Genomic DNA, 13,617 nt, shown 5'->3' with positions numbered 1-13,617 from the left:
CATGAAGCCCGTCGCCAATCCCGAGAGGCCTGGCCAGGTCGAGGCCACCCCGGCCGCGCTGGCGCTTCTGACCGAGATCGTCGCCGATCACGGGCCGGTGCTGTTTCACCAGTCCGGGGGGTGCTGCGACGGGTCTTCGCCGATGTGCTATCCGCAGGGCGATTTCCGCATCGGCGAACATGACGTGAAGCTGGGCGAGGTCGGCGGCATGCCCTTCTACATCTCGGCCAGCCAATACGAAACCTGGAAGCACACCCGCCTGATCATCGACGTGGTGCCCGGCCGCGGCGGCATGTTCAGCCTGGACAACGGGCGCGAGCGGCGCTTCCTGGTGCGGTCCGAGATCTGCCGGCTCTGACCGCGGCGCGGGCGCACGGCCTCCCCCAAGCCGTCCGTGCGCCCGCCCTGCCCCCTGCCGCTTGCGGCGATACCGGGACACGCAGGCCCGGCCTATCCGGGGCCTGCGAGCGTTCCCTTCCTCTGCCAAGGCCCGCCGTTTTGCGTTCCGGTCCCTGGGCGCCCGGCTGAATGCAGGCGCGCTCGCGGGTGAAAGGGCATCGTTCCGCCACCGCGCAAGACGACACCTGCAACAGCAAGAGAGACGCAAGCTCTTGAAAAGACTTGGAGGCGGGTACCGCTACGGTAAACCTCTGAAATCAAACGGAAAAGTTGCACTTCTACCCGCGAGTATACCCGCAGTTCAGATGGGTTCTGCGCAATTTGCCCGCCCTGTTGCTCTGCCGCCACGGTTTCACCGGCCCACAAGATAGACCACAACCGATCTTCTGTCACGCGCAGGCGCTGGGCTGGGGGCGATCATGGGTCCCTTTCCATGTGCCACCCCAGCGGGTGCCCTGAACCGCGACTTGTCAGCCTGTGCAGGATTTTCGCAATGCTGGGGCCAATCTTGCTGCCTGAAAATTGAAATCGCGCGATCTTGGCGGGTCGGCGTCCCCGCCCAGCGCACCCCCACCCCAAGAAGGACCCGTAGCCAAGATCGGGCAGGGCCGATGATCGGACAGGGCGCAGTTCAATCGGATCACTGCACGCTGTCACCGCGGTTAGGCGAGGGCGTTTCAGGTGCCTGCATTGCCGCTTCCGGTTCCGCTTCCGCCTGATCAGAAAGCGTCTTGGCGATACCGCGCAGAATGCTCGCGATCTCGGCGTCTGCCGCGTCTTGGCGTTCTGTTTCAGTTTCCCGAGTTTCTTGCATGGCTTCTAGCTGCGCCGCCATCGCATCAAACGAATTTCGCATTTTAACCAAGGCTTCTGTGTTTGCCCGAACGGCGGCGTCCCCATCCGAAAGCCGCGCTTCAAGCTGCAAAGCGATGGTCAGGAAGAACGTCAGGATGCTGATGATGACCTGAATCGTGGCGACCCTGCGGTGAAAGGCAGCCTCTGCTTTGGCGTCAACCGCCGCGCCCTTGTGTTCTTCAAGCAGCGCCTCCTGTGCCGCAAGGCTGCGGGCGAGCATTGCTTCCAGGCTACCCGCAAGATCAAAGTTAAGAGCCGCAACAGAGGTGAGGTCACGCACCCGCGCAAACGCAGACGCTTGATCCGCAAGCGCCGCCGCTACCGACCTGAATTCGTCATGGAAGGTCGGGGTAAGCCCCAACATGTGCACCGCGTTCGCTGCCTCAATCGCGGACCCCATACGGCCGATGCCAAGTGCCTCAATCGCTGAGCCAAAGCGTGGGATGTTCACCGCCTTGGTAAGATCGAAAAGACTGGAAGCCTTTAGCGCCCGCCGCATATCCGCAAACATGTCCATGTGCTGATTGATCAAGCTGGACTGTTCGCGCATGTCCTGAAAAAACCGGGATGCCGCACCCGTAGCGGAGCCAGTGATTGCGTTCAGAAAGCCACCGGGCAGGCCCCCAAGAGCAAGGTTTCGCGCCTGCGCGAATGCATCCTGTTCGATTTTGAATTGGTCTGCGAGTGCAGTTATGCCCGAAAAAGCGGACACATCCGGCAGCGCCAAAGCCCGCATCGCTTTTTGTTGGGCTTTCATCTGTTCAGTGAAAACACTCACCCCGGTCAGGGCGTCTAGCTGATCCTTCAGCATGGTCACGGAACTTGCAGCCCGCGCGGCCTCTGCAAGCGCGCTCACACCACCAAGACCCCGCAAAGCCCCTTGCAAGGCGCGTCCACCCACGGACAGTTGTGCTGTCCTGTCAACGATCCTGCGCACAGGCTCCGACTGATCATCGTTGCCAGCGTTCACTTTGCCAACCTGCGAAATGTCGACGCCCTTGGGCTTTTCATCATCGCCTGACACTGCCTACACCTCGCTCGATCAGTAAGTTCCCCTACTTTATGTAGTATCAGGCATTGCATTTTCCAGATGCAGCGAGTGTCGCGCTTCACTCCGGCGCTTGGTTGCAGCGTTCCGGCCCGCGCCACTCTGCGTAGGGGGTTTATCCTGATCGGTTTGGCGCGTAGCGCGCGGGCATCGGCCAGCTTCACATCCGGGTATGCCCCGAATGACAGCACCTTTTCCTTGCCTTCGAACCTATAGCGCATTCGCCACAGCCTGCCGCCCGATGGCGAGACGAACAAGAGAAGCCCGCCGCCATCCGGTAATTTCCGCGGTTTTCCAGAGGGATCGGGCTTCGCGCCACGACAGGCTGCATCGGTCAAGGGCATCTGAATCGGTCCTGCGGGTGACTGTGGGTATCGGTAGTTCCGAGAATACCCGCATTCGATACCCACACAAGTTGGGTGGCTACAGTCCATCTTCCCGCAGAAGATGGCCTACAGTCTATTTTCTCAATGAAATCAATGACCACTTCTGGCGAAGGTCACGGGAAATCTAGCGAAAAGTGGGGAATGGAGGCGGGTACCGGAATCGAACCGGTCTTCACGGATTTGCAATCCGCTGCGTAACCTCTCCGCCAACCCGCCGGAGCCTTGCGTTTGCTAGGGTTTTCGGTTGATGGGGTCAAGGGGGTTATCACTCCGGCTATCACTTTCTTGTTCTGGTCCTGTTCCGTTCCACGGTCAGGATCGCTTGGCGCAGACCTGTCTCGCCCGGATGATCTGCCGGGCATAGGTCCAGACGCGTCGGCGACGGAGACCTTGCCGGGCACCACCCAGTTTCGATCCACGCCCCCGCGAAGGGGGCGCCTAGGTAGTGCCTTCATTTAAGGATTCCCATACTGTCTGAGTTCTGTTTCAAGATCGAAAACGGAGGCGATCTTGAGCAGGCGGACGCTGACAGACGAGCAATGGGAACGGATCGGGCCTCTGTTGCCCGGCAAGGCTGGTGATCGGGGCCGCAGCGCTGCGGACAATCGGCTGTTCATCGACGCGATCCTGTGGTTGGCACGAGGTGCTTCGCCCTGGCGCGACCTGCCGCCGGAACCGGGGCACTGGAAGAGCGTCTACACCCGGTTCCGCCGCTGGTCCCGCGCCGGGGTCTGGGAGCGTCTTTTCAGGGAGTTGAGCGCCGATCCCGACTTCGAATATGTGCTGGTCGATGCCACCATTTCCAAGGTCCACGCAGATGCGACCTCGCAAAACGGGGGCTTGAGGCTCACGCCACCGGCCGCTCTCGGGGTGGGCTGACGACCAAGATCCATGCTGCGGTGGACGCGCTTGGCCTCCCGGTCCGGTTCGCGATCACGCCGGGCCATTGGGCCGACAGCCCGCAGGCCCGGGGGCTGATCCGCGGCCTTGCGGGCGTCGGCCATGTCATCGCCGACGCCGGATACGACACCGAGGCGTTGCGCCGCTTCATCGCCGGCGACCTGCGCGCCACCGCACAGATCAAGCGCAACCGAAGCCGCGCCGGAAGCCGACCGCTGGATCGGACGCTCTCCGGGGAACGCCACCTTGTGGAGTGCTTCTTCAACCGCCTCAAACGATTCCGCCGGATCGCGCTCCGATGCGAGAAAACCGTCGCCTCCTTAAAGGCATTCGTCGACCTCGCCTGCGCAATGGCAGCGATCGCCTAAATGAAGACACCGCCTAGGCCGGGGCGAAGATGTTCTTGCCATCATCGATGTTTCGATCCACGCCCCCGCGAAGGGGGCGACGATGCGCTTGGGCGACCCGGAAGGTGGATCGCTGGGTTTCGATCCACACCCCCGCGAAGGGGGCGACCGACGCCGCCGCAGACGGCGGCATGATAGGCCGGGTTTCGATCCACGCCCCCGCGAAGGGGGCGACGCTATGGCCAATGGCCGGGCGCTTGCTCATGCGGTTTCGATCCACGCCCCCGCGCACGCAGCTATCCAGCCCCGCCTCGGCCCGCCAGCCCTTTGGGAAGGACAGGTCCACCCCTGCCTCGATCAGGCTGGTCGCGATCAAACGGCAAGGCGCACCGGATTTCAGGCGCGCGCGGATCTCCTCCAGGATCGCCCGCCGATGCACCGGATATTGCCGCGTGGTCAGGTGGACCAGCCCCTCGAGCTCCTCGGCCTTGGCCGCGTTGAACAGTTCCAATGCATGGGCACGGCTGTTGACGATGACCATTCCTTGCGGCGTGTCGCGCAATGCCTCGATGAGGGCGTCGTCGTCCATCTCGCCGCCCTGCACGATGCGGGCGCGGCGCAGCTCGCGGGCGAGCCGCACCGGATCGGGCGCCAGTTCGCGGCCCTCCAGCGGCAAGCCGCCCTGCTTCAGCTGGCGACTGTCGAAGGCGGGTTGCGTGGCCGTGCAAAGCACCACCGAACAACCGTAATGCGCGCAGAGCGTGTCGATCATCCGCAGCGCGGGCATCAGCAGCTTGCGCGGCAGGGCCTGCGCCTCGTCCAGCACGATCACCGAACCGGCGATATTGTGCAGCTTGCGGCAGCGCGAAGGACGCATCGCGAAAAGACTTTCGAAGAACTGCACATTGGTCGTGACGACCAGAGGCGCGGCCCAGTCCTCCATGGCAAGGCGCAGCTTGTCCTTGCGCTCCGGATCGGTCCTTTCGTCGTCGATGGCCGAATGATGCTCCAGCACGGCATCACCAAAAAGACCGCGAAAAATGGCTGCAGTCTGGTCGATGATAGAAGTATACGGAATCGTGAATATGATCCTGCGATGCCCGTGGCGCACCGCGTGGTCCAGCGCAAAACCCAACGAGGCCAGCGTCTTGCCGCCGCCGGTGGGGACGGTCAGCGTAAAAAGCCCCGGCGTCATCGCGGAGCCCTTCCGGACATGCGCCAGGATATCCGCGCGCAGGCGATTGATCGGACCGCTCTGGTCGAACCCCGCCAGATGCGCATCGAAGACGCCTCTCCATTCCGGCAACAGATCGGCCAGGGCCGGCCAGTCGCGATCCGGCCGCGTGCCGTTCAGCCCGGCATAGAAGGACTCGGTATCGCGGAAATCGGCATCGACCAGGCAGGAGAACACCATGCGCGCCGCGACCGACAGATCGAACGGGGCCGAGCCGGGCCGCATCCGCGCAGTCAACTCCTTGGCTATCGGGTTGAAGTCAGGCTTGGCCGCCGCCGAGATTTCTGGAGCGATCAGATCGCGGAAGGCATCGAGCCGGCGTTCCATGCTGCTGTCGGCATTCCGGCGGTCCGGCAGCCCCGCATGATGGCCCAGGATGGCATAGCCGATCACCTCGGCGCAGGGGCGCAGCCCCGCGGGCGCCCGGGCGCAAAGCAGCGCGGCGCCGGCCGTGGAATGATCCACCCGGACATTGTCACCGCAAAGGACGCGATCGAAGGCCGGATCATATTTGCCGAAATCATGGAAGAACCCGGCCATATGGGCCGCAGCCCGCAACCCGAGGGGCGCTGCGCGTTCCGCAGCCAGTGCCGCCGTGTTTTCCAGGTGATGCTCCAACAATTGCCAGTCACTTCGATCCTCGCGATTGCCCGTATGCGCGTAGTGGTTCATCAGTTTCATTCTTCTCCAACCACAGCTACCAACTGAACATAATTCAGGTAATGCGCACTACCTGCACTTGGAGTAGAACCATCTCCAAGCCGCAAGCCAGCGATTTTTCAGGATCCGGGCAATCCGAGGGCGCAAAGCAGAGAATCGCGGTGCCGAAAATCTGGACTCCGCTGCAATTCATGATCCGACCGAGCGCGATCTTGGCCGGGCTCCCAACATCTTGCCGGATCGCCATATCATACGCTGTTGCGGATTCGCCACATTCGCATCGGCGAAGAGCATTTCCGTAGGATATGTCTGCTTGCGTAGAGTGCTGCAGTTGCCATGCGCGCGTGATCGGGCGCATCAGAGGCGCGCTGAGCTTCGAAGCTGTACGTCCTGGCCGATGCCAGGGGTCGCCCGATCCGGATGCTTCTGTCGGCTGGCCAGGCCTCCGACTACAGCGGCGCAAGGGCGCCGCTCTCGCAGATCCCGCCGGCCGGGGCGCTGCTCGCAGGCCGCGGCTACGATGCCGGCTGGTTTCGCAATGCCCTGATCGAAAGCTCCTGGAAAAGTGAGGGCATGACGGCCATCGGTTCGGAGGAGTGCCCGAACGCCGACGACGTCGGCGCGGCGTTTCACTTCTTTGTTGAGACGCTCGATCGGATTTTTAACCGGTATGATGCTCTCGGTGCCAATGCTCGGCCCCAATTCTTGCTCGGGGTATATGCTGAGAGCATCCGAGACAGAGGCACTGGAGGCACGAAGGTGGGCAATGATCGTCGTGACGGTGTTTGTTGTTGTATGCGTTGCCGGCGCAAAGAGGTTCGCCTGATCCGGACTACGGCCAGGCCTCACAACCCATAGATGACGGTCGCGGCGAGGGCGCAGGCCGAGAGAAACAGGATGGGGCAGCGATCGTGGCGGGTTGCGATCCGACGCCAGTCCTTGAGACGGGCAAACATGTTTTCGATCCGGCGGCGCAGGCGATAGAGGCTGGCGTCGCGCGGGCTCGGACCTTTCCGGCCGATGCGGGAGGGGATGCATGGCGCAATGCCTCTTTCGATCATCCGCCTGATAGGGGCCGTCCTGTTCGAGCGAAACGGCAAATGGCAGACCGCCAGCCGCTGCATGATGGCCGAAGCCTTCGTTCGGATCGACAAGGAGGAGATCGGCCCCATTCTCAGCATGATCGTGAAAGCCGCCTGATCATGCCATCAGGCCAGCCGGGAAATTGACGAAGTGACCTGCCTTTGTCAACGTGATTGAAGAGTTCCCCTGAGAACTTGACAATCTACCCTCCACCGACGGAAATGATATCCCGCTGGAACAGAGGGTTGGTTGTCTTTGACATGATCTCTCGCATTTTCCATTATGCGATTTCAAAGCAACCGCTTGGCCGCATATTTCATGTCAGAATGACTCATTCATATTTTTTCGTGACGGCACCTTTTTACAGAATACCAGAAGCAGTACGCCAAACGTGCCGTTTGCGATTGCGAAATAGACTAGGGCGTGTTGACAAAAGGGATTCACCGGGCGCGGTGATCGTGATTCAAGCTGGTATCTGCAATGGAGACCAGCGTGGCACGAAACCTGATGTCGAACGACGAGTGGGCGTTCTTTGAACGCTTCATCCTGGCTGTCCGTTCTCCGAACGGCCGCAAGCCCACGAACCATCGGCTTGTTCTGGATGGGATTTTCTGGATCGCCCGAACGGGGTCGCCCTGGCGCGACCTGCCGGAAGAGTTCGGCAAATGGTCGTCTGTCTATCGGCAGTTCCGGCGCTGGACGTTGGCGGGGCTGTGGGAACAGATCCTGGAGGCGCTGAACGAGAGCCGGATCGTGCCGGATGCGCTGCAGATGATCGACAGCACCGTGGTTCGCGCTCATCATCAGGCAGCGGGCGCAAAAGGGGGACTCCGCGCCAAGGTTTCGGCCGCTCGCGAGGTGGCTTCACGACCAAGATCCATCTGCGGGTCAATGCGGCAGGCCTGCCCATGAGAACCGAGATCACGGCCGGGCAGACATCGGACTACCTCGGCTTCGATCTGGTCATGGCTGACAACCTGCCCGAGCCAAGCGTTCTGCTCGCAGACCGCGGCTACGACTCCGACAACATCCGCAAGACCATGGAGGTGCGCGACGTGGTGCCGGTCATCCCCATGCGCAAAACCCGGAAGCTACGGGTCGCCGTTGACCGCAGGCTCTACCGCCTGCGCAATCTCGTTGAGCGGTGCTTCAACAAGCTCAAGAATGCCCGTCGCGTCGCCACCCGCTACGACAAGACCGCCGAAAGCTTCCTGGGCTTCATCGACATCACGTCGATCCGCCTCTGGCTCCGCCATTTGTCAACATGACCTAAGCGCCGCCTCCAAGCCGGCACGCCGCATGTCGTCCCGGAAACTCCATTATCCTTGCATATCTTTTCGTAGCCGGCATCCTTCAAGGCAGATAGCTGAAGATCGAGATGCTGATCATCCGTCGATGACACATGCACCGCCGACAATCATGAACATCCCTACCTTCCAGAAACTTCCTGGTCGGTTTGTTAGGGAACAAGGGCAGGTTCAATGTGACATTTAGTCCCGAACAGTTCAGTTCGGTTCGTTTGCAGGAGCGGGAGACATCAACTCATCAGGAGGCGGCTGGTCTTTCATGCCATGGCTGCACCGGCTGAATTCGAGAGGGCGCCAATCAATGGGCGCACCGAGACCGGGTTGAATGCTGCCAAGAATATAGGCCGCCGGCTCGGCCGGCCACCTGTTATGCTGAGCGATCAGCAGATCGAATAAGCGCGCGGGGCTCTTGGCGAACAGAAAGGCGATATGGAGGCAGTTGCTGCTAGGGCGAGCTCGAATTGCAGATGGCAAAAAGATCCCCGGCGCAGGTCAACCCCGCAGTGCTGGCCGCGCGAGGCAGCGCCAGGTGCCGGCGCCCGGAGACAGCGGCCGACGGCGCCCCGGCGGAAACCCCTGCCCGGTCGCGCGGGCCGGATCAGCGATAGATATGATCGCGCCGGAAAGGATAGGTGGATTGCGCCCCCGGCAGGTCCGGCGTCGCCAGCGCCGGGTCGGGATGGATCAGCAGGATCTGGTAAAGCGCCACCCAGCCCTGCTCGAAGGCCAGCGCGCAGCCGGCCAGGTACAGCCGATAAGCCTGCAACACCTCGGCCGCACGTTCGGGCGGCATCGAGCGGGCCAGCACCCGCTCGGCCTCGGGCAGCTGCGCCTCGAGCGCGTCGGACCAGGCCCAGAGCGTGCGGGCGTAATGCGGCCGCAGGTTCTCGGTATCGACCATTTCCAGCCCGGCCTGCGACAGGCTGCGGATGGCCTGGCTGACATGGATCAGCTCGCCGCCAGGAAAGATGTATTTCTCGATGAAATCGCCCAGGCCGCCGCCCACCATCGCATCGTCCAGCCCCGAGGCCGCGATGCCGTGGTTCAGTGCCAGCCCGCCCGGCCGCAGCAGCCGGCGCAGCGTGTCGCAATAGGTGCCCATCCGGGCGCGGCCGACATGTTCGAACATGCCCACCGAGGCCAGCTTGTCAAAGGGCCGGTCGGGCACCAGGTCGCGATAATCGCACAGCCGGATGCGCACCCGCTCGCCCAGGCCCTCCTCGGCGATGATCCGGCTGACATGGTCGAACTGGTTCTGCGACAGGGTGATGCCGGTGGCATCGACGCCGTAATGGCGCGCGGCATGCAGCAAGAGCCCGCCCCAGCCGGCGCCGATGTCGACGAACCGCTCGCCCGGTCGCAGGTCCAGCTTGCGGCAGATCAGGTCCAGCTTGGCCTCTTGCGCCTGCGCCAGCGTCATCTGCGGCTCGGCGAAATAGGCGCAGGAATAGACCCGGCGCGGGTCGAGCCAAAGCGCATAGAACTCGTCCGAGACATCGTAATGCGCGCGGATCTGCCTTGCATCGCGGTCGCGGCTGTGACGCAGCAGCGAGTTCACATGATACAAGAGCCGCTGCCAGGGTTTGGGCTGGATCGGCTGGCCGCCGCCGGGCACCAGCGCCGCCACGATCCGCATCAGGTCGCGCATCGAGCCCTCGATCCGGGCGCGGCCGCGGACGATCTCGTCCCCCAGCCGCCCCAGCCGGGCCGAGGCCAGCGGCGCCAGCGCGCCCATGTCCTTGAAGGCGATGGTCACGCGCGCATCGGGCGGGCCCAGTTGCCGCCCCGAGGGCAAGCGGACCGCCAGCGGCACCGAGAGCTGTTGCAGTTTCCGTTCGATCAGAGCTTCCAGAGCCGGCATGATCACCTCACGCTTGGGCTGGCCGCGATTCGGGGGAGGCGTGGTTGCGAGACGCGGCAGCTTGTTCCTGACGACTGTCCCGGATGTGGCAGCCGGGGCAACTCCGGTTGCCATACTAGCGCCGATTCGCCGAAAATGGCCAGAGGCAGGGTGAACGGTCTGCCGCAGGTTGATCCCGCACCCGTGGCTAGATGCGGGAAAAGAGCGGCTGGGATCGGAAAGCGGCAGCCGGAAAAGCCGAAAGCGGCCCGAAGGCCGCTTTTCGCTGTTCCCGAAGGAAGATTTTGGAGCGGGCGATGAGATTCGAACTCACGACCCTAACCTTGGCAAGGTTATGCTCTACCCCTGAGCTACGCCCGCGCTCCGTCCCGATGGCGCTTCGCCTTCGGTGAGGCGTCATTTATGGGAGCGCGCCGGGGGGTGCAAGGGGAAAAATCGCGCCGCCGGGAAAATTTTCGCCGACACGGCCCGGCGAGGAAAATTGCGCCCGGCCGCAGCCTTGGCGGGCTTGACCGCGCCGCCGGCTTGCCGAAACCTGCCGGCCAGACGCCAGCCAGGCAGGGGGTGCCGATGAAACCGTCCGACCAGCTTTCCGACTATGTCCGCCGGGCGCTTGCGCAGGGCGGCGAGCGCGACGAGATCGGCCGGGCGCTGGCCCATGCCGGCTGGTCCGCGCCCGAGATCGACGAGGCGCTGGAGGGCTGGGAAACCGCGCCCGGCCTGCCGCCAGTGCCGCGGCCGCGCCCCTATGCCTCGGCGCAGGAGGCGCTGCTCTACGGCCTGCTGTTCCTGTCCCTGGGCATGATCGGCTGGCATGTCTGCGAGCTGGGCATGGCACTGATCGACCGGCTGATTCCCGATCCGGCCGACAGCCGCTATTACGGGCCGGGCAGCGCGGCGCGCTGGTCCATCGCCTCGCTGATCGCCTTCGTGCCGCTGTTCGTGATGCTGAACCGCAAGGTGTCGCGGATGAGCCTGGGCGACGGCGGGCGGCGGCGGTCGCTGGTGCGCAAATGGTTCGCCTCGCTGACGCTTTTGGTGGTGGCGCTGGTGTTCCTGGCGGACGGGATCTATGTCATCTACACGCTGCTCAACGGCGAGCTGACCGCGCGTTTCGCCGCCAAGGCGGCCCTGGTCGCCGGGGTCGCGGGGCTGGTCTTCGCCTATTACCGGGACGAGCTGAATGACTAAGGGTTGGGCCACCATCGCCATCGCGCTGCTGGCCGCGGCGGCCGTCATCGCCGGGCTGGCCTTGACCGGCGGCCCCGGCCATGCCCGCAAGGAGCGCCGCGACCGCGAGCGCGAAAGCGACCTGGCCAACCTGGGCCGGCTGGTGGTCTGCCTGGCGCGCGAGAACGGCGACCGCCTGCCCGAGACGCTGGAAACCACGCCGCAATGCGACTGGCAGGTGCGGCTGGCCGATCCCTTTACCGGCGCGCCCTATCGCTACGCGGTGACAGGGCCGCGCAGCTACCGGCTATGCGCCGGGTTCGAACTGCCTCAGCCCCCGCGCTCCGGTCCTTGGGATCGCGACGCGGCGGGGTGCAGCACGCGCAGCTTCATCCCGACCGGGCCGCAGCGGCCGGGCGCCGAGGCGACGATCCCCTATCGCGACTAGGCCAAAGCTTTTCCAGATAGATGCGGTGCAGCCCGGCTTCGTGGACGCGGCGGGTCTCGGCATAGCCGAGCCGGGCATAGATCGCCTGATTCTCGACCATGCCACATGGGTATTAAGCCGCAGCCGGAGCAGGCCCGCCGCGCGGGCGCGCATCTCGGCGAAATCCATCAGCCGCCGGCCAAGCCCCAGCCCCTGCGCGGCGGGCGAGATCGCCACGTTCTCGACCAGCAGCGCATCGGCCTGCGGGATGAACACGATCAGGCCCAGCACCGCGCGGTTCCGTTCCAGCAGATAGGTCCGGCCGGCCGCGATGCGCGCGGCATGGTCATCCAGCATCGGCCCCGGCTTGCGGGCGATGCGCGCGACGGAATGGCCATAGGCACTGCTCACCAGTTCCTCGACCACCGCCAGATCGCCGGCCGCGGCAAGGAGCATGTCGTCGCTGTCCATCCTATCCCCTCCTGCCCCTGGGCGCAGTTTGCGCCGGGGCGGTCAGGCCGGCAGGTCCGCCAGCGGCCGCGACAGGTTCTCGGACGCCAGCGCCCCGGCCAGGAAAAGCGGCAGCCCCCGGGCCAGCGCGGCGAAATCCCCGGCCGGGGTCAGGGTCGGGTCGGCCTCGACCAGCAGTTCCAGCCCGCGGGCCTCGCCATCGCCGCGGATGGTGATGTTGAACCCGTCGCCCGGCCCGTTCGACAGCACGTGCCGCGTGGTCTCGCAGCCGGCGAAGCGCGCCTCGTCAAAGGGCAGCACGTTGATCAGCGGCGAGAAGAAGAAGCGGCTGCGCGGCTCCATGCCGTAATCCTCGGCGATCTGCTCGATGCGATAGCGGCCATGCCGGCGCAGCTTGCGCAGCCGCGCGCCCAGCCGGGCCAGCGCCTCGGCCAGCGGTTCGGCCGGGTGCAGCTTCGCGTCCAGCGGCAGGATGTTCACCACCAGCGCCGGGACCGAGACGGCGACGCTGCCCATGCGGCTCATATAGGGCAGCCAGACCGGCATCGCGATGCCACCGCGCTCGTCGCACAGGCGCGAGGCCGAGCCGTCGCGCAGGCGCAGCGCCGCCCAGGCCGCGCAAAGCACGGTCAGCAGGTCCGGCCAGCCCATGCCCACCGCCTGCGCCTGCCGCATCAGCGCCGGGCGCAGGGCCGAGAGGTCATGCGCGGCGCAAAGCGCCTCGGCCGGATAATCCTCGGATCCCTTGCGCAGCACGCGCGGGCGTGGCTCGGCCGCCAGCACCCCGCCCCAATGCCGTCCGTCGGCGGCATGGCGCGGGCTGGCGCGATAGTCGGTCTCTTCGTTCAGATAATCGGCCAGCGGGCGCAGCGGCCGGCCGGGATCCGCGCCCTCGGCCAGGGCGGCGTAAAGCTGGGCGCAGCGCCGCTCGACCAGGCCCATGGCATAGCCGTCCAGCGCGATGTGATGGCCGCGGTTGAACCACAGATAATGCCCCTCGGACAGCCGGATCAGCCATTGCGCCGCAATGGGCTGGCCAAGCAGGTCCAGCGCCGCGTCCACGTCCGCCTGCATCAGCGCAAAGGCGTGATCACGCGCATCGGCGCGGTCCGACAGGTCGATGCGCCGCAGCGCGGGCCGCCGCGCGGGATCGACCCGCTGCACCGGCCGGCCATCGGCGCCCAGGGCAAAGCGCAAGGCCATGATGTCGGTCTCGGCGATGGTGGCCTCGATGGCGCGGGCCAGCGCCTCGGGATCCGCGACCCCGCGCAATTCGATGGCATGGGCGACGGTCGAGACCGCCTCGCCGGGATGGAGCCGGAACTCTTCCCAGAAATCCAGCTGGGCCAGCGTCAGGGGCAGCCAAAGCCCCTCGGCGTGATGATGCGTCATGAAATCCTTGTCCCCGTCGCAGGGTCTGGCGGTCTGAACGAGAGAGGGCTGGCGTGGTTGCATCCGAGATGGATGCG

General features: G+C 64.7%; 10 protein-coding genes, 2 tRNA genes and 3 pseudogenes. 6 read left to right on the top strand and 9 right to left on the bottom strand.

Annotated elements, in window-relative coordinates; genetic code table 11:
• Position 1 precedes the first annotated feature (1 nt).
• The gene (locus tag ACNKFW_RS03125; RefSeq protein ID WP_024843513.1) at positions 2–358 is read left to right on the top strand and encodes a DUF779 domain-containing protein; all 357 of its coding nucleotides are present in this window, start codon (positions 2–4) and stop codon (positions 356–358) included.
• A gap of 681 nt (positions 359–1,039) precedes the next feature.
• On the opposite strand, the gene ACNKFW_RS03120 is transcribed toward ACNKFW_RS03125, so the two are convergent.
• From ACNKFW_RS03120 to ACNKFW_RS03110, 3 genes are all read right to left on the bottom strand, one after another.
• Positions 1,040–2,278 carry a hypothetical protein gene (locus ACNKFW_RS03120; protein ID WP_143091338.1) on the bottom strand — a complete coding sequence of 413 codons (1,239 nt, stop codon included), beginning with the start codon at positions 2,276–2,278 and terminating at the stop codon, positions 1,040–1,042.
• Positions 2,221–2,646: an Arm DNA-binding domain-containing protein gene (locus tag ACNKFW_RS03115; protein ID WP_074991558.1), complete on the bottom strand. Its 426-nt coding sequence runs from the start codon at positions 2,644–2,646 to the stop codon at positions 2,221–2,223. The genes ACNKFW_RS03120 and ACNKFW_RS03115 overlap by 58 nt, the downstream gene beginning before the upstream one ends.
• Positions 2,647–2,830: 184 nt before the next feature.
• Positions 2,831–2,904: transfer RNA gene (locus tag ACNKFW_RS03110), tRNA-Cys, on the bottom strand.
• A 294-nt stretch (positions 2,905–3,198) separates the two neighbouring features.
• Between ACNKFW_RS03110 and ACNKFW_RS03105 the strand changes: the two genes are divergently transcribed.
• Positions 3,199–3,956 (top strand): IS5 family transposase gene (locus ACNKFW_RS03105; protein WP_147427600.1). Its coding sequence is split into 2 segments (ribosomal slippage): positions 3,199–3,514 and positions 3,514–3,956, totalling 759 coding nucleotides; the frame shifts between segments, so codons are not numbered across the junction.
• A gap of 13 nt (positions 3,957–3,969) precedes the next feature.
• Here ACNKFW_RS03105 and ACNKFW_RS03100 read toward each other — a convergent pair.
• Together ACNKFW_RS03100 and ACNKFW_RS03095 are read right to left on the bottom strand one after the other, a co-directional pair.
• Positions 3,970–5,841, bottom strand: a complete 1,872-nt coding sequence (locus ACNKFW_RS03100; RefSeq protein WP_338068517.1) for a CRISPR-associated endonuclease Cas3'' — start codon at positions 5,839–5,841, stop codon at positions 3,970–3,972.
• Between the two features lie 833 nt (positions 5,842–6,674).
• Positions 6,675–6,884, bottom strand: a pseudogene (locus ACNKFW_RS03095) (IS5/IS1182 family transposase); the annotation flags it as partial.
• Here ACNKFW_RS03095 and ACNKFW_RS03090 point away from each other — a divergent pair.
• A pseudogene (locus ACNKFW_RS03090) lies at positions 6,883–7,029 on the top strand (IS256 family transposase); the annotation flags it as partial. The pseudogenes ACNKFW_RS03095 and ACNKFW_RS03090 overlap by 2 nt on opposite strands.
• Positions 7,030–7,392: 363 nt before the next feature.
• Positions 7,393–8,180 (top strand): IS5-like element ISPme2 family transposase gene (locus ACNKFW_RS03085; RefSeq protein ID WP_088238952.1). Its coding sequence is split into 2 segments (ribosomal slippage): positions 7,393–7,729 and positions 7,729–8,180, totalling 789 coding nucleotides; the frame shifts between segments, so codons are not numbered across the junction.
• Between the two features lie 637 nt (positions 8,181–8,817).
• On the opposite strand, the gene ACNKFW_RS03080 is transcribed toward ACNKFW_RS03085, so the two are convergent.
• Both ACNKFW_RS03080 and ACNKFW_RS03075 read right to left on the bottom strand, forming a co-directional pair.
• Positions 8,818–10,080 (bottom strand): class I SAM-dependent methyltransferase, encoded by a 1,263-nt coding sequence (locus ACNKFW_RS03080; RefSeq protein WP_147427597.1) that lies wholly within the window; start codon positions 10,078–10,080, stop codon positions 8,818–8,820.
• A 285-nt stretch (positions 10,081–10,365) separates the two neighbouring features.
• Positions 10,366–10,440, bottom strand: a tRNA-Gly gene (locus ACNKFW_RS03075).
• A 210-nt stretch (positions 10,441–10,650) separates the two neighbouring features.
• Here ACNKFW_RS03075 and ACNKFW_RS03070 point away from each other — a divergent pair.
• Positions 10,651–11,271, top strand: a complete 621-nt coding sequence (locus ACNKFW_RS03070; RefSeq protein ID WP_024844229.1) for a DUF5671 domain-containing protein — start codon at positions 10,651–10,653, stop codon at positions 11,269–11,271.
• Positions 11,264–11,698: a hypothetical protein gene (locus ACNKFW_RS03065; RefSeq protein ID WP_024844230.1), complete on the top strand. Its 435-nt coding sequence runs from the start codon at positions 11,264–11,266 to the stop codon at positions 11,696–11,698. The genes ACNKFW_RS03070 and ACNKFW_RS03065 overlap by 8 nt, the downstream gene beginning before the upstream one ends.
• 165 nt (positions 11,699–11,863) lie before the next feature.
• On the opposite strand, the pseudogene ACNKFW_RS03060 reads toward ACNKFW_RS03065, so the two are convergent.
• Together ACNKFW_RS03060 and ACNKFW_RS03055 are read right to left on the bottom strand one after the other, a co-directional pair.
• Positions 11,864–12,034: pseudogene (locus ACNKFW_RS03060) on the bottom strand (GNAT family N-acetyltransferase); the annotation flags it as partial.
• 156 nt (positions 12,035–12,190) lie between these two features.
• Positions 12,191–13,540: a condensation domain-containing protein gene (locus tag ACNKFW_RS03055; RefSeq protein WP_147427596.1), complete on the bottom strand. Its 1,350-nt coding sequence runs from the start codon at positions 13,538–13,540 to the stop codon at positions 12,191–12,193.
• Positions 13,541–13,617 lie beyond the last annotated feature (77 nt).

The organism is Paracoccus sp. TD-10 (assembly GCF_048270675.1).
GTDB lineage: Bacteria > Pseudomonadota > Alphaproteobacteria > Rhodobacterales > Rhodobacteraceae > Paracoccus > Paracoccus pantotrophus.
The sequence above is the reverse complement of the archived record's forward strand: the minus strand, read 5'-3'. Positions and strand labels throughout refer to the sequence as shown.